The organism is Pseudorhodobacter sp. E13 (assembly GCF_003991405.1).
GTDB lineage: Bacteria > Pseudomonadota > Alphaproteobacteria > Rhodobacterales > Rhodobacteraceae > Pseudorhodobacter.
Window position 1 is genome coordinate 382630 of record NZ_RPEN01000158.1, and the last position, 15677, is coordinate 398306.

The following is a 15677-nucleotide window of genomic DNA, read 5'->3' on the forward strand; positions in this document are numbered from 1 at the left end:
GCATTGTTTCCTCAAAACGAAAAATCGAGTGGTCATTATGAAAATCAATTCTTTGGCGTCGATGGCGCTTGTCATGGCACTTGCGGCCTGCGGCGGGAACTCGTTGCTCCCAGATGAGACGGAGACGGTAACGCCGACCCCGACAGACCCGGATGGCGAAGAGGTTGTGACCGGCGCGACACCGGTGACGGTTGTGACGGAGATCAAGAATAACATGACCAGCGCGCGGGTGATCAAAGGGACGGGCGGCAACCCCGACACCCTGCTGATCGCCATTACCGCGATTGATACCACCCCGGTTCAGGCAACATGGCAGCGGGCGCCCGCTTTGGATATCCCAGGGTTTCAGGCCTATTCGGTGCAGGAAGACCCGCTTGACCGCATGTTCATCGGGCTGTCGGCGGCCAGCGCGGATGGGTCAGCCAGTGCGACGATGGCAGGCGATGGCGGCCAGTTCAACAAGGTGTTGCAGGGCGTCGATTATTCACGCGTTGGCGGCTATTCCCCGCCACCGGCAACTGGCAACGGACCGGGCACCGGTCAGGTTTCCTATTCCGGGAAATATGCGGGCCTGTTGAATGGCGGCAGCGATGATACGGCCAGATTGCCTTTGCCTGCGGGCCGGGATTATGACCGCGAGGAAATTCCGGGCCAACCGGCGCGGATCACAGGCGATGTGTTCATGAACGCAAACTTTGCCGACAACCTGATCAACGGTGTGGTCAAGAACCGGGTTGCGGTTGATCTGGATATCTCTAACGATCCGGCCAGCCCGCGCTTCAATGACGGCACGGGGGTTCCGCTGGAAAGCGTTGTGATGGTGATTGACGGTGCGGGCGAAGGCACCGGGGGGCAGATTTTGGCCAATGGCACCTTCAGCGGCAAGACCGAGCGACCGAACCAAGATCGCACCGGGCAATATGGCGGCGTGATTGGCGGCACCAACGGGTCCAGCGTGGCTGGCGGGATTTATCTTGAGGCCAACAAGGTCTTTGACAGTGACGGCGAGTCCATTGAAAACGCGGTTGAGCGTGGTGTTTTTGTGCTGAACCAATGCGGGTTGACGGCGACAGGCGGGGATTGCGTTGGCACAGCGCCATAAAGGCATAGGGCTGCGCGTTCTGACAGGGGCTGTGGCGGTTGTCGCCCTGCCCCTGTTCGCGCTGCCCAAAGGCGCGGTTGCACAAACCGAACCTGCACAAACCGAACTTGCACAAAGCGAACCTGAGCAGGCGCGCCTGTCAGTGCAAGACGCGCGTGTGCTGGGGTTGGAGGCTATTCGCCTTGGTCGCCCGGAGCTTGCCGCCGAAATCGCCATGGCCCTGCTTGCGGCTGACCCGGCGGACAGTTTCGGGCATTTTCTGATGGCCAACAGCCTGATGCGGATGAACGAGCCACGCATGGCCGAACGGGCGGCGAAACAGGCGTATCGCTATGCCAAGACGCCAGAGCAATCCTTTCAATCGGCCCGCCTTGCGGCTGATCTTGCCTTTCAGCGCGGGGCTTTGACCACCTCACAATGGTGGTTGCGCAAATCGGCAGAGGCCGCCCCGGATGAGGCGCGCATGGCCAAATCCATCGCGCTGTTTCGCGGGGTGAAACGTCGTAACCCATGGCGGGTGCAACTGGCCTTTTCGGCCCGGCCTTCGGACAATGTGAACAACGGCAGCTCCGGCCAGTATAACATCATCGACGGCTTGCCCTTTGTCGGAAAATTGAGCGAGGACGCCCAAGCCGTAAAAGGTGTGGTTGCCGAAGCGGCGGTCACGCTGGGGTATCGCTTGCGCCAATCCGGGCAAAGCGAAACCTCGGTCGGGGCGCAGATCACGACCCGGCGGGTGCATCTGAGCACGGGCGAAAAGACCCGGCTGGGCGGCGATCCGGGTTTTGGCTGGAACCGGATCAGCCTGTCGCTGCGCCACGAATGGGCCCCTGCCGACAGCCGCCATCGTTTCAGCCTTGAGGGAACAGCGGGCCGGATGGATTACCAATCCGGCAGCGATTACAGCTTTTGGGGGCTGGCCCTTGGCCACCGGGCCATCCTGTCGGAGCGGGCCTTTCTGGACAGCGCCATCGAGGCCGAGCAGCGCAGCGACCAAGGCACCCGGCGCGGAGATCGCAGCTACAGCATCCGTAGCAGCCTTATTTTCCAGCGCGAAAACAAGGATATGATTGCGGCCACCTTGCTTGGCAACCGCTTTGATACGACGATCACCGGGCGGTCGAGCACGATGGTTGGCGCGCAGATCAGCTATACGCTGGCAGACCCGATTGGCCCGGTAGGATTGAGCGGCAGTTTGGGGCTGCAACGCTCGCAGGCCAATGGCTATAGCCTTGTCGGGCTGACGGTGCCGGGTGGCAAAAAAGATACCACCCGCTATGCCGAAGTGCAGATGCAGTTCAATGATGTCAGCTATGCGGGCTTTGCCCCGCATCTGCGCCTGCGCCATCAAAGCACGCGGTCCAATGTCAGCCGTTTTGACGCGCGTGAGGTTTCGGCCACGCTGGGGATCGCATCGAAGTTTTAGCGCCCTGCGGTGCCGGACAGAACGAAACGGGGTGGCGCTGGCCCCCGTCTGTATTAGATTGGCCATGGAAGGAGACTGACATGGCACTCAAATATCTGCACACGATGGTCCGGGTTCTGGATCTGGAAAAATCCATGGCGTTTTACAAGCTGTTGGGGCTGGTGGAAAAACGCCGGATCGACAATGAGGGCGGGCGGTTCAGCCTGATCTTCCTGTGCCCGCCGGATCAGCCGGAATGCCCGGTGGAGCTGACCTATAACTGGGACGGGGATGAGGGGCTGCCTTCGGACAGCCGCCATTTCGGGCATCTGGCCTATGAGGTGGATGATATCTATGCCACTTGCGCCCATTTGCAGGCCAATGGCGTGGTGATCAACCGACCGCCGCGCGATGGCCGCATGGCCTTTGTGCGCAGCCCGGACAATGTGTCCATCGAATTGCTGCAAAAAGGTGAGGCCAAGGCCCCGGCCGAACCATGGCTGAGCGCGCCGAACATCGGGCATTGGTAAGCCAGTTTGGGGGGTAGGCGGATTTTCGGTGAAAATCCGGTGCCTTCGGCGAGGATATTTTTAAATAGATGAAAGCCGGGGTGGTTTGGGTTGCCCCGGCTTTTTGGTCTGCGGTCAGGCGTTGAGCAAGGCCATGGCGGCGACGTGGATATCCTTGTTGGCAGCGGCGAGCACTTGGCCGCCGTGATGCGCGGCGCCGCCTTGCCAATTGGTGACGATGCCGCCTGCGGCCTCGATCACCGCGATGGGGGCTTGCACGTCATAGGTTTGCAACCCGGCCTCGATCACCAGATCGACCTGGCCTGCGGCAAGCAGCGCGTAGCCGTAGCAATCCATCCCATAGCGGGTGAGGCGCACTTTCCCGGCCACGCGGCGAAACGCTTCGGCCTCGGCGTTTGTGCCGATTTCAGGGAAGGTGGAGAGCAGGATCGCTTGCCCCAAAGCACGCGGCGCGCGGGTCTTGAGCGGGGAGACACCCATCGGGCCATTGACCGCCGCCTGCCCGAAGCCGCCTTCGAACCGTTCCTGAATATAGGGTTGGTCGATCAGCCCATAAAGCGGGCCGGTTGCATCCGCGACAGAGATCAGCACGCCCCAGGTCGGTGTGCCAGAGAGATAGCCGCGCGTGCCGTCAATCGGGTCCAGCACCCATGTGAGACCGGAGCTTCCGGTCGTGGCGGCATATTCCTCGCCCAGCACCGCGTCTTGCGGGCGGCGGCGGGCCAGAATGTCGCGCATCGCCTTTTCGCAGGCGCGATCTGCCACGGTGACGGGATCGAAATGGGTGGTTTCCTTGGTATCCGCCGCCAGATCGGCCCGACGGAAATGCGCCAGCGTGGCCAGCCGTGCGGCATCGGCAAGCTCTGCCGCGGTGGCGCGAATATCGGCGATGTCAGACGCGGTCAGCATGCGGTTCCCCCTTCAAGGTCTTGTCCGGCGCTACCGTGTCACGGCAGGCCGGTCAAGGGCAAGGGGGGCCGCTCAGGCGGCTTCGCTGAGCACGCGGGCCAGATCGAACAGGCGGCGGCGCTGCGCCTCGGGGATGGCGTAATAGGAGCGGACGAGTTCCAGCGCCTCTTTATCCGCGAGCATATCGCCCTCGACGCCGCGCGGGGCTTCCCGTTCGTCGTTCAGGCCCTCGAAGAAGAAGCTGATGGTGACGCCAAGCGCCTCGGCCACATCCCAAAGCCGCGATGCCGAGACACGGTTCATCCCGGTTTCATATTTCTGGATCTGCTGAAATTTGATGCCAACCTGATCGGCAAGCTGCTGCTGCGTCATGCCCACCATCCAGCGGCGGTGACGGATACGCTTTCCAACATGGGCGTCGACAGGGTGCTTCATCAGGGACTCCAACAATGATAATTTGCTATTGCCACTATACAAGCAACTTTCATGCCAAATCTACGTTTATCCCAATTTTTCTGGCATATTAAGCAAGCCCTTTTGCAAACCTGTCCTTTTAGACAGGTGCCCCTGACCAGATAAACAGGCGAAAAAGCGGGCGCTGTGCGCTCTCCCCTCAGATGCCGTTGGTAACCATAACTCGCGAAAAAAGTGTTTTTCATTTTGCATTGCATTTTGCAATGATCGCCGCGCGAACTGTTGCAGAATGCAATGCGAGCCGGACTGGCGTCACGCTGATTTTCCGGGTAGCACTGGGCCCCAGAACCACAGGAAAGGGACTGGCCATGCGCGCATATCGAGTGGAAGCCTTTGGAACACCTGCCGCTTTGCAAGAGATTGCGACACCAGATCCCGGCCCCGGGCAGGTGCGGCTGCGGGTGATGGCCTGCGGGTTGAATTTCGCGGATCTGCTGATGCTGGAGGGAAAATATCAGGAGCGCCCGGCCTGCCCCTTTACCCTGGGGATGGAGATTTCGGGCGTGGTCGACGCGCATGGCCCCGGTGTCACCGCCCCCGCCATCGGCACACGCGTGGCCTGTTTCACGGGCCAAGGCGGGCTGGCGGAATACGCTGTCGTCACCGCGACCGCCTGCACGCCGATCCCCGATGCGATGCCGTTTGACGAGGCCGCCGCCTTCCAGATTGCCTATGGCACCAGCCATCTGGCGCTGGATCACCGCGCCCGCCTGCAAGCCGGGGAAACGCTGCTGGTCATGGGGGCTGCGGGCGGCGTGGGCCTGACCGCGGTAGAGATTGGCAAACGCATGGGCGCCACCGTCATCGCCACCGCGCGCGGCGCGGAAAAGCTGGCGATTGCGAAAGCGGCAGGCGCGGACCATCTGATCGACAACGAAGCCCCCGGCCTGCGTGAGGCGCTCAGGGCGCTTGGCGGCGTCGATGTGGTCTATGATGCGGTGGGCGGCCCCGCCTTCACCGAGGCCCTGCGCGCCACGAAACCCGAAGGCCGCCTGATTCCGATTGGCTTTGCCGGGGGCGAGGTGCCGCAAATCCCTGCCAATATTCTGCTGGTCAAGAACCTGACCGTGATCGGCCTTTACTGGGGCGGATATCTGAAATTCGCCCCGGCAACCTTGGCGCGCAGCATGGAAACACTGTTCGACTGGTATCGCGGCGGCGGGCTGCACCCCCATGTCAGCCACAGCCTGCCGCTCAGCCGCGTGGAAGAGGCGCTGGCGCTGCTGCGCAGCCGCACCTCCACCGGCAAAGTCGTCGTCACCCCGCACCCCGTCTGATTTCATCTTGGCCCAAATACCTCCGCCGGAGGCAAGCCCGCAGGGCTTTCGATTTTTCATCGAAAAATCGGGGCTTACCCCCGCTCATCGGCTTGCAAACGGCGTTCCAGCCAGCGCACCCCGGCGGAAACGATCAGGATCAGCACCAGATATTCCAGCACCAGCACGGTATAAATCTCCAGCGGGCGATATTCTGACACCACAAGCTCATTGGCTTTGCGCGTCAGTTCCTGCATCCCGATCACAGAGACAAGCGACGACATTTTCAGCATATAAACCAACTGGTTGCCCAAGGCAGGCAAGATGCGCCGGATTGCCTGCGGCAGGATTACATAGCGCATCGTGTCAACATAGCCCAGGGATACCGAATAGGCCGCCTCATATTGACCGCGCGCGATGCTCTGGATACCGGCGCGGAAAATCTCGGCCTGAAAGGCGCTGTCTGACAGGGCCAGCGCAATCACCCCGGCCCAGAATACCCCGATCGTGATGCCCGTCACAGGCGGCAGCCCGTAATAGACCCACAGGATCAGCACCAGAATGGGCACCGCGCGCACCACCTCGACATAGGCGCGGCTCATCCCGCGCAGCCATTTGTTGGGCGACAGGCCCGGCAGCGCCACCAGCAACCCCACCACAATCGAAATCGCAATCGCCGTGGCGGAAAGCTGCACGGTATAGGCCAGCCCCGAAAGCATGAATTTCAGGTTGTTATAGCCCTGCGGCGTCGCCGGGTTCACCACATACCAGCCCCAGTTGGCCGAGCAGCCCGACAGCAACAAAAACGCGGAAAACAGCGGGAGCAGACGCATAAACGGCCTCAATGGTTCAAAATCTTTTGCAAAAAGTCCTGCGCGCGCGGGCTTTCGGGGGCGGTGAAGAAGGTCTGCGGCGGGGCAACCTCAACGATCTCGCCAAAATCCATGAAGACCATGCGGTCAGCGACCCGGCGCGCAAAGCCCATTTCATGCGTCACCACCAGCATTGTCATACCGGTTTCCGCCAGTTCCGCCATCACATCCAGCACTTCGGAAATCATCTCGGGGTCCAGCGCAGAGGTCGGCTCGTCAAACAGCATGATCTCAGGTTCCATGCACAAGGAGCGCGCAATCGCCACCCGCTGCTGCTGCCCGCCCGACAGTTGGCGCGGGTATTTTGCGGCCTGTTCAGGGATGCGCACGCGGGCAAGATAGGCCTCGGCGATTTGGCGCGCCTCGGCTTGCGACATGCCTTTGCCGCGCATCGGCCCCAGCATCAGGTTTTCGATTACCGTCAGATGCGGGAACAGGTTGAACTGTTGAAACACCATCCCCACCCGGCCCCGCACCTGGGTCAGGCCCGCAGGCTCCACCCGCGTGCCCTTCACGAAAATGTCACCGCTGCCATAGGTTTCCAGCCCGTTGATACAGCGGATCAGCGTTGATTTGCCCGAGCCGGAGGGGCCGCAGATCACGATCCGCTCGCCCTTCTGCACAGTCAGATTGATATCTTTGAGCACCTGAAACGCATCAAAATGCTTGGAAACCTGCTGAAACTGGATGATAGGCGCTGTTTCCGTCATGTCTTGCCTTTACTTGGGGGGCTTTGCCTTGATCTGCCCCAAAAGGACCTAGCTTGCCTTGCATTGCAAGCCAACAACGGCGAGAACCGTTGACGAACGCAAGAGATAAACCCTTGGGGAGAACATGATGAGCTTTCTGAAAACCGCATTGATCGCGGCAACATTGGTGGCAAGCCCGGTTGTGGCAAGCGCGCAGTCGATCTTGAATGATGTGCTGTCCTCGGGCGTGCTGAAGGTTGGCACGACGGGGGACTGGAACCCGATGACGATGAAGGATGTCGCGACCAACAGCTATACCGGTTACGACATCGACGTGATGACAGCGCTGGCGGCCGATCTGGGCGTGGCGGTGGAATTTGTGCCGACCGATTGGAAAACCTTGGTCGCGGGTGTGACCGCAGGCACCTATCACATCACCGGCTCTGCCTCGATCAGCCCGGCGCGGGCCAAGGCGGCGGGCTATTCCAACAGCTATTTCAGCCTTGCGACCGTGCCGCTGATCAACAAGAAAGACGCGGAACTGTTCAAGGATTGGGCCGATCTGGACAAGCCAGAGGTGACGGTGGCCGCAACCCTTGGCACTACGCAGGAAAAGCAGGTGAAAGAGTTTTTCCCCAATGCGAAATACAGCATCGTCGAGGCCCCTGCCCGCGACTTCCAAGAGGTGTTGTCGGGGCGCGCCACGGCGCATATCACCTCGAACGTAGAGGCGAACAAGCTGGTTGCGCAATATCCCGAACTGATGATCGTGCCCGTCTCGGCGCCGCGCGCGAAAACGCCGGTGGCGATGCTGATGCCGCAGGGTGATCAAGTCTGGATCAACTATGTGAACACATGGATCACGCTGAAGCAGGAAGCCGGGCTGTTCGATGAACTGGCCGCGAAGTGGCAGCTTTCCAACTAAGACCATCACATCTATCTTCCAAGGGGCGCTGTGTTGCGCCCCTTTTTTTATATATGAAAGCCGCAGATGCTGACCGTTTACGCCATCCCGCCCAGCCTTTACTGCGCCAAGCTGCGCATCACCCTGCGCGCCAAGGGGGTGGCATGGCGCGAGGTGCTGCCGCCGGGGGGCTATGGGTCGGCGGATTACAAGGCGCTGGTGCCTTCGGGGAACCTGCCTGCCGTGCAGGTCGACGGGCTGTTGCTGGCCGATAGTGAGGCGATTGCCGAATATCTGAACGAGGTTTATCCCAGCCCCGCGATGCTGCCCGATACGGCGGCGGGCCGCGCCCGGATGCGGGAGCGCGGTCGCTTTCACGACACGCGGCTGGAACCTGCGCTGCGGGCGCTGTTTGGCAGCATCAAGGCCCCGGATGCGGCACTTTCGGCGGCGCAGTCCGGGGCGATCAGCGAACGCTTGGCGCAACTGGGCCGGATGCTGGGCGCGGATGATCTGGCCTTCGGTCTGGGCGACTGCGGCTATCCCATCACATTTGCTTGGATCGACGCGCTGACCCCGGTGCTGGGCTTGCAGATCGACTGGCCGCAGGCGGTGCGGGCCTATCGCGCGCGGGTGGAGGCGGTGGGGCCGGTGGCGGCGGAATTGCAAAGCTATGTCCCGGTGTTGCAGGCATGGCTGGCGGAGGCGCGGGGATGATCCTTTATGCGGTGCCGCACAGCCTTTATTGCGCCAAAACCCGCATCCTGCTGCGCGCCAAAGGCTTGGAGTGGCAAGAGTGCAGCCCGGCGCAGGACCCTGCGGGCTTTGCCGCAGCCTCACCCTTTGGGAACCTGCCTGCCTTGCGGCACCGGGATTTTGGCTTAAGCGACAGCGAGGCGATTGCCGAATATCTGGACGAGGTTTTTCCGGTGCCGCCGATGTTGCCGCAAACGCCCGAGGCCCGCGCGAGGGCGCGGGAACGGGGGCGGTTTCACGACACACGGCTGGAGCCTGCGGTAAGGGCGCTGTTCCCACGGGTGGCAAAGCCTGATGACGCGGCGGCAGGGACCGCGATGGCGGCGGTGTCCAACCGTTTGGCGCAGCTTGCCGCGCTGCTGGCGCATCCCTTGCCCTTTGGTCTGGGCGATTGCGGCTTTGCGCCGACCTTCCTTTGGATAGATTCTTTGGCGCAGGACTGCGGCCTTCTGCCCTGCTGGCCGGACGCGGTGCTGCGCTGGCGCGGGGTCTTGGAAGCGGAGCCTGCGGTGGCGCAGGAACTGGCCGCCTATCGCCCCCATGCCGCCGCGTGGATGGCCGAGAAACGCGCCTTGCGGGCAGCGCCGGGTTAGTGGCGGGCCGGGCGGGGGCTGACTGCCCCCCTTTGCCTTACGGCAAATTCCCCCCGTGGATATTTGGGCCGAAAAGAAAGCGGGGCCGGCGATTGGGCTGTGGTCAGGGCACGAGGAAGGGTTTGGCCTGCATCGTGGCGGGAATATCTGCCCCCAGACGCGACAGGATGGTGGGGGCAAGCGCCAGTTGGTCGAGCAGGACATCTCGGCTGGGGCCGGTGGCGGGGCCGAAGTAATAAAGCGCGAAATCCTGCTGATCCGCGCCCGCGCCGCCGTGATGGCCACGCATCGACTGGCCGTGATCGGCGGTGACGATCACCTCATAGCCTGATCTGCGCCAGCGGTCGATCCACGGGGCGAGCTGATAATCCAATCGGTAGCAGGCATCGTCCATTTCGTGGCAATCATGGCCGAAGCGGTGGCCCATACTGTCGAGGGTGCATGTGTGCAACATGCCGTAATGCAGGCCGAAGCGTTCGGTGAGCATGGTCAGCGTGGCGAAGAGATCATTGTCTGCGGGGGTGGTCTGATTGATCAGGTTATAGCCATACATCGTGTGAAAGCGGCCATGGTTGATGCTGGTGCTTTCGGGTTCGTCATATTCCAGATCGCGGACGGGATCGAAGGGCGCGCGGTTGAAAAACTCGGACCAGAAGGAATGTGCGACGGCGCCGGTGATCCCGCCTGCTGCGCGGGTCTGGCTGAAGATATCTGGCTGGGGCAGGCGTTTGACGGCCTCATTGCCCCAGGTGCCATGCACCTGCGGCGGCGTGCCGGTGTGGATGGTGGCATAGCAGGAGGCGGAGGTGGAAGGCAGCGTGGCGCGCATTTTCCAGACCTGCGCCTGCCCCTGCGCGACCCAGCCTTCGAGATTGCCAAAAAGGCGGCGCCAATTGGCGTAAGGCACACCGTCGAGGATGATGAGGAGGAGTTTGGTCTTCATTTCGGGGACTTGCGATTATGGCCGGGGGCGGATGCCTCCGGCGGGGATATTTGGGAATAGATGATGGGGGGCGGTCAGTTGCCTGCCGCCTCCATCTTGCGATTGGCGATGGTGCGTTCCAGCCAGCCCAGTTCCATTTCCGGCACCGAGGAGAGCAGCAGATCGGTGTAGTCATCGAATGGGGGCGACAGCACATCGGTTTTGGAGCCATATCGCACCACGCGGCCTTGATACATCACCGCGATACTGTCGGCGATGGCACGGACGGTGGCAAGATCATGGGTGATGAACAGATAGGCCACGTTTTCGATCTTTTGCAGGTTGAGCAACAGCTTGAGGATGCCATCGGCCACCAGCGGATCGAGTGCCGATGTCACCTCATCGCAGATGATCATCCGGGGTTTGGCGGCCAAGGCGCGGGCGATGCAGACACGCTGTTTCTGCCCGCCCGAAAGTTCAGCGGGGTAGCGATCTATGAAGCCTTCGCCCATCTCGATCTCATCCAGCAATTCCTGAATGCGCTTGCGTTTCGCCTCGCCGCGCAGGCCGAAGTAAAATTCCAACGGGCGGCCGATGATGGTGCCGACCGTCTGGCGCGGGTTCATCGCGACATCGGCCATCTGATAGATCATCTGAACCTCGCGCAGGTCATCGCGGCTGCGCTGTTCGAAATCGGCAGGAAGGCTGCGGCCCGCAAAGGTAATTTCGCCCTTGCTGGGGGGCAAAAGCCCGGTGATCACGCGCGCCAGCGTTGACTTGCCAGAGCCGGATTCGCCCACGATGGCGAGGGTTTGCGCCTCGGGCAGGTCCACCGTCACATCTTTCAGCACATCGAATTTTGTGCCGCGATAGCGCGCGGTGATGCCTTTGACCGACAGAACCGGCGTGCCCCCGGTTTTTTCCTTGTGGGTGATCGAGCGGACCGAGACGAGCGCCTGCGTATAAGCCTCGGACGGGGCGTTGATGATATGGTCGGTGGTGCCATATTCGACCATATGACCGCCGCGCAGCACAAGGATATGATCGGCGATCTGGGCCACCACGGCCAGATCATGCGTGATATAAAGCGCGGCCACCCCGGTTTCGACAATCGCGCGTTTGATCGCGGCCAGCACCTCGATCTGGGTGGTCACGTCCAATGCGGTGGTGGGTTCGTCAAAGATCACAAGATCGGGTTTCGGGCACAGTGCCATGGCTGTCATCACCCGTTGCAACTGCCCGCCGGAGACCTGATGCGGATAGCGGTTGCCGATGGTTTCGGGGTTGGGCAGGCCAAGCTGGGTGAACAACGAGACGGCGCGCTCCTCTGCCTCGGCCCGGGTCATCAGCCCGTGGTGCAGGGTGGTTTCGATCACCTGTTCCATCAGCTTTTTGGCCGGGTTGAAGGCGGCGGCGGCGGATTGGGCGACATATGTCACCTCCCGCCCGCGCAGGGCGCGCAGGCCCGCAGGCCCGGCCTTCAGGATATCGCGGCCGTTGACGAACACCTCGCCCCCGGTGATGCGCACACCCCCGCGCCCATAAGCCATGGCGGACAGGCCGATGGTGGATTTGCCCGCCCCGGATTCGCCGATCAGCCCCAGCACCTTGCCCTTTTCCACCGCAAAGGACACGCCTTCGACGATGGTGATATCGCGCGGGGGTTCACCAGGGGGATAGGCGGTCGCCTCGATCTTCAGGCCTTTGACCTCTAGCAAAGCGTCGCTCATCCGCGGCCCCCTTTCAGGCTGGTGGTGCGCGTCAGCACCCAGTCGGCAACCAGATTGACCGAAATCGCCAGCGAGGCGATGGCGAAGGCCGGGATCAGGCCGGCCATGACGCCGTAAGCGATGCCGTCCTTGTTTTCCTTAACAATCCCGCCCCAATCGGCCATGGGCGGTTGCACACCAAGGCCAAGGAAAGACAGGGTGGAAATGAACAGCACCGCAAAGATAAAGCGCAGCCCCATTTCAGCGACCAGCGGCGAGAGCGCGTTGGGCAAAATCTCGCGGAAGATGATCCACATCTGCTTTTCGCCCCGCAGGCGCGCGGCCTCGACATAATCCATCACGTTGATATCCACGGCCACCGCTCGGCTCAGGCGGAACACCCGCGTGCTGTCCAAAATTCCCATCACAAGGATCAGCACAGGCAGCGTCACCGGCATCACCGACAGCACCACCAGCGCGGAAATCAGCGAGGGGATCGACATCATCAGATCGACACCCCGGCTGAGGACCTGATCCACCAAGCCGCCTTTTACCGCAGCAAAGAAGCCCAGAACCGAGCCCAGCGAGAAAGACAGCAAAGTGGCGGCGGTGGCGATGAAAATGGTGGTTTGCCCGCCATAGATCATGCGCGACAGCAAATCGCGCCCGATGGTGTCGGTGCCCAGCCAATGCGCCCAGGATGCAGGCTCCCAACTGTTGCCGACCACTTCGGCCATGCCGTAGGGGGCGATGAAATCGGCGAAAATCGCCATGAAAAAGTAAAGCCCTGTAAAGAACAAGCCGATCAGGGCTGCGAATGGAATGCGCATAACCGCCCCCTTATTTCGGATGCCGCAGGCGCGGGTTTGCCAGAATGGAAACCACATCGGCGACAAGGTTCAGCCCGATATAGACGGCGGCAAACACCAGCCCGCAGGCCTGCACCACCGGCACATCGCGTTTGGCCACATGATCCACCAGATATTGCCCCATGCCGGGATAGACAAAGACCACCTCGACCACGACCACGCCGACCACCAGATAGGCAAGGTTCAGCATGACCACATTGACCACAGGGGCAATGGCATTGGGCAGGGCATGGCGGGCGATGATGGTGAATTTGCGCAGGCCTTTCAACTCGGCCGTTTCCACATAGGGCGATTGCATGACGTTCAGGATGGCGGCGCGCGTCATCCGCATCATATGACCCAAGACCACCAGCACCAGCACGATCACCGGCAGCGCGATGGTATAAAGCTTGTCCCAGAAGGGCATCCCGTCATAGACGGTGGCAAGCGAGGGCAGCACGCGGAACTGCACCGACAGGAAGAAAATCGCGATATAGCCCAGCAGGAATTCCGGCACCGACACCGTGGCCAAAGTGATCGACGAGATCACCCGGTCCGGCCAGCGGCCCTGATAGCGCACGGCGATCAGGCCAAGGATGATGGCGGTGGGCACGGCCACAACGGCGGCCCAGAAGGCAAGGAACAGCGTATTGCCAAGCCGCTTGCCCATCGAGGTCGCGATGTCCTGACCATTGGTCAGCGCGGTGCCCAGATCGCCTTGCATGGCGGCGAACAGCCAGTTCAGATAGCGGGTCAAGGGCGGATCATTCAGCCCAAGTTCAGCGCGCAAATTGGCCAGCGTCTCGGGTGTGGCCCCCTGCCCCAAAATGCTTTGCGCCACATCGCCCGGCAGTATCTGCGTGCCGATAAAGATCAGCACCGACGCGGCAAACAGCAGGAGCAGGCCCAGCGCAATTCGCTGGGCCAACAGTTTTATGACAGGATGCACAAGCAGGCCCTTACGCCAGCCAGGTCTTGTGCGGGGCAAGCCCGTTCATGCATTCCTGCACGCCGTTCTTTTCCCAACCCTGCACGCCATCGCCAACGGCTTCGATGAAGTCGTTGAACATCGGGCAGATCAAGCCGCCATCGTCATGCACCATCTTGCTCAACTCGGCATACATTTCGGTGCGCTTGGCCGGGTCCAGTTCGGCGCGGGCTTTCAACAGCAGATCATCAAAGGCCGGCACTTTGAAACGGGTGTCGTTCCAATCGGCGGTAGACAGATAGGCGGTGGAGAACATCTGATCCTGCACCGGACGGCCACCCCAATAGGAGGCGCAGAAGGGTTGCTTGTTCCAGACTTCCGACCAGTAACCATCATTCGGCTCACGCTTGATTTCCAGCGGGATACCGGCCGCAGCGGCGGATTGCTGGAACAAGGCGCCCGCATCCACGGCACCGGGGAAGGCCCCTTCGGCCACGCGCAGAATGATCGGGCTGCCATCATGGCCGGATTTCTTATAGGCCTCGGCAGCGGCTGCCGGGTCATATTTGCGCTGCTCCAACGCGGTGAATAGTGGATAGGCCGCGTTGATCGGCGTGTCATTGCCCACCGAGCCATAGCCATCAAGGATCTTGTCGACCATTTCTTCGCGGTTGATCGCCAGTTTCAGCGCGTTGCGCAGATCGGCATTGTCAAACGGTGCGGTGTCGCAATGCATGATGAACACATAATGCCCACGGCCCGAGACGTTCTGCACCGTCAGCCCCGGTGCGCGGCTGAGCAGTTTGGCGATCTTCGGATCAACGCGGTTGGCGATATGCACCTGACCGGACTGGATCGCGGCCATACGCGCGGTGGCATCGTTGATGACGGTGATTTCCACGCCATCGTAATGGCCACGGGTATCATCCCAGTAATCCGCGAATTTCTCAAAGGTGTGGCGCACACCCGGCTCGTTCACGACGATCTTGTAAGCGCCGCAGCCGATGCCGTCATCCGGGGTTGCCACGCTGCTGGCCGGTTGGATTTGCAGGTGATAATCGGCCATCAGATAGGGAAGGTCGGCGTTGCCCGCTTTCAGCGTCACTTCAACCACATTGCCATCGACTTTCATCGACTCGATGCCTTCCATGATGCCGAACGCACCCGAGGAACTGTCTTTGTTGGAATGGCGTTCCAGCGTGGCCAGCACGTCTGCGGGCGTCAGATCGGCCCCATTGTGGAATTTCACACCCTGGCGGATGGTAAAGCGCCAGACCACCGCATCGGCAGAGCTTTCGACAGCTTCGGCGATCCGCATTTCCAGCGTGCCGTCGGCGGCCACATCAACCAGCGGCTCGCCCATGATCCGGCACAGGTGGAACGGCACCTGGCTGGCGGCCAGACCCGGATCAAGGCTGTTGGTGCTTTCACCGCCGCCCAGACCCATCTTCAGAATACCGCCCTTTTTGACTTCTTGGGCCAGCGCAGGCGTGCCCGACATCGCCACCGCACCAAAGGCCGCTGCCGTGCCCATAAAGCCGCGGCGGCTCAGGCGGGCGGCATCAATCCGGTCGATGAGTTTTGCAAGATCGTCTTTCATTCGTTTCTCCCTGATCAGCATGTGCTGTTTTTGTTGTCTCTTGGGTCAATAAACCCGCTTCTAGGCGTTCAGGCAACATTTACTTTGGTCTGGACTAGCCTAAATCGTGGGGTGGCGCGCCGTGCTGCGCCTTTCATGGCCACATCTTTGCCCTTCTTAGGTCATTGCGCCTGTGATCAC

The 15677-nt window shown here is 61.4% G+C and carries 16 protein-coding genes; 7 read left to right on the plus strand and 9 right to left on the minus strand.

The window, feature by feature from the left end; genetic code table 11:
• Positions 1-37 precede the first annotated feature (37 nt).
• The 3 genes from EGN72_RS15635 (at position 38) to EGN72_RS15645 (ending at position 3037) form a co-directional block, all read left to right on the plus strand.
• The gene (locus EGN72_RS15635) at positions 38-1102 is read left to right on the plus strand and encodes a hypothetical protein (RefSeq protein ID WP_127049199.1); all 1065 of its coding nucleotides are present in this window, start codon (positions 38-40) and stop codon (positions 1100-1102) included.
• On the plus strand, positions 1086-2528 hold the full coding sequence (locus EGN72_RS15640) for a tetratricopeptide repeat protein (protein ID WP_127049201.1): 1443 nt from the start codon (positions 1086-1088) through the stop codon (positions 2526-2528). Before EGN72_RS15635 ends, EGN72_RS15640 begins: the two co-directional genes overlap by 17 nt.
• A gap of 80 nt (positions 2529-2608) precedes the next feature.
• Positions 2609-3037: a VOC family protein gene (locus EGN72_RS15645; RefSeq protein WP_127049203.1), complete on the plus strand. Its 429-nt coding sequence runs from the start codon at positions 2609-2611 to the stop codon at positions 3035-3037.
• 114 nt (positions 3038-3151) lie between these two features.
• Here the strand turns inward: EGN72_RS15645 and EGN72_RS15650 are convergent, their stop codons facing one another.
• On the minus strand, positions 3152-3946 hold the full coding sequence (locus EGN72_RS15650) for an inositol monophosphatase family protein (protein WP_127049205.1): 795 nt from the start codon (positions 3944-3946) through the stop codon (positions 3152-3154).
• A gap of 72 nt (positions 3947-4018) precedes the next feature.
• A complete protein-coding gene (locus EGN72_RS15655) occupies positions 4019-4381 on the minus strand; it encodes a helix-turn-helix domain-containing protein (RefSeq protein ID WP_127049207.1) in 363 nt (120 codons plus the stop codon).
• A gap of 347 nt (positions 4382-4728) precedes the next feature.
• On the opposite strand from EGN72_RS15655, the gene EGN72_RS15660 reads away from it, so the two are divergent.
• The gene (locus EGN72_RS15660; RefSeq protein ID WP_127049209.1) at positions 4729-5697 is read left to right on the plus strand and encodes an NADPH:quinone oxidoreductase family protein; all 969 of its coding nucleotides are present in this window, start codon (positions 4729-4731) and stop codon (positions 5695-5697) included.
• Positions 5698-5771: 74 nt separating this feature from the next.
• Here EGN72_RS15660 and EGN72_RS15665 read toward each other — a convergent pair whose 3' ends face one another.
• The gene (locus EGN72_RS15665; RefSeq protein WP_127049211.1) at positions 5772-6509 is read right to left on the minus strand and encodes an amino acid ABC transporter permease; all 738 of its coding nucleotides are present in this window, start codon (positions 6507-6509) and stop codon (positions 5772-5774) included.
• Between the two features lie 8 nt (positions 6510-6517).
• Positions 6518-7258: an amino acid ABC transporter ATP-binding protein gene (locus tag EGN72_RS15670; protein ID WP_127049213.1), complete on the minus strand. Its 741-nt coding sequence runs from the start codon at positions 7256-7258 to the stop codon at positions 6518-6520.
• Positions 7259-7385: 127 nt separating this feature from the next.
• On the opposite strand from EGN72_RS15670, the gene EGN72_RS15675 reads away from it, so the two are divergent.
• The 3 genes from EGN72_RS15675 (at position 7386) to EGN72_RS15685 (ending at position 9490) form a co-directional block, all read left to right on the plus strand.
• Positions 7386-8162, plus strand: coding sequence for a transporter substrate-binding domain-containing protein (locus EGN72_RS15675; RefSeq protein ID WP_370323320.1), 777 nt, complete (start codon positions 7386-7388; stop codon positions 8160-8162).
• A 66-nt stretch (positions 8163-8228) separates the two neighbouring features.
• Positions 8229-8858 carry a glutathione S-transferase family protein gene (locus EGN72_RS15680; protein WP_127049217.1) on the plus strand — a complete coding sequence of 210 codons (630 nt, stop codon included), beginning with the start codon at positions 8229-8231 and terminating at the stop codon, positions 8856-8858.
• A complete protein-coding gene (locus tag EGN72_RS15685; RefSeq protein ID WP_233587159.1) occupies positions 8834-9490 on the plus strand; it encodes a glutathione S-transferase family protein in 657 nt (218 codons plus the stop codon). Before EGN72_RS15680 ends, EGN72_RS15685 begins: the two co-directional genes overlap by 25 nt.
• 103 nt (positions 9491-9593) lie before the next feature.
• On the opposite strand, the gene EGN72_RS15690 is transcribed toward EGN72_RS15685, so the two are convergent.
• The 5 genes from EGN72_RS15690 to EGN72_RS15710 all read right to left on the minus strand — a co-directional run bounded on the left by EGN72_RS15690 (position 9594) and on the right by EGN72_RS15710 (position 15497).
• A complete protein-coding gene (locus EGN72_RS15690; protein WP_127049221.1) occupies positions 9594-10433 on the minus strand; it encodes an alkaline phosphatase family protein in 840 nt (279 codons plus the stop codon).
• Positions 10434-10507: 74 nt separating this feature from the next.
• On the minus strand, positions 10508-12142 hold the full coding sequence (locus EGN72_RS15695) for an ABC transporter ATP-binding protein (protein WP_127049223.1): 1635 nt from the start codon (positions 12140-12142) through the stop codon (positions 10508-10510).
• Positions 12139-12951: an ABC transporter permease gene (locus EGN72_RS15700; protein ID WP_127049225.1), complete on the minus strand. Its 813-nt coding sequence runs from the start codon at positions 12949-12951 to the stop codon at positions 12139-12141. The genes EGN72_RS15695 and EGN72_RS15700 overlap by 4 nt, the downstream gene beginning before the upstream one ends.
• A gap of 10 nt (positions 12952-12961) precedes the next feature.
• Complete coding sequence (locus EGN72_RS15705) at positions 12962-13918, minus strand: ABC transporter permease (protein ID WP_127049227.1); 957 nt, start codon at positions 13916-13918, stop codon at positions 12962-12964.
• Positions 13919-13928: 10 nt separating this feature from the next.
• Positions 13929-15497, minus strand: coding sequence for an ABC transporter substrate-binding protein (locus EGN72_RS15710; protein WP_127049229.1), 1569 nt, complete (start codon positions 15495-15497; stop codon positions 13929-13931).
• Positions 15498-15677 lie beyond the last annotated feature (180 nt).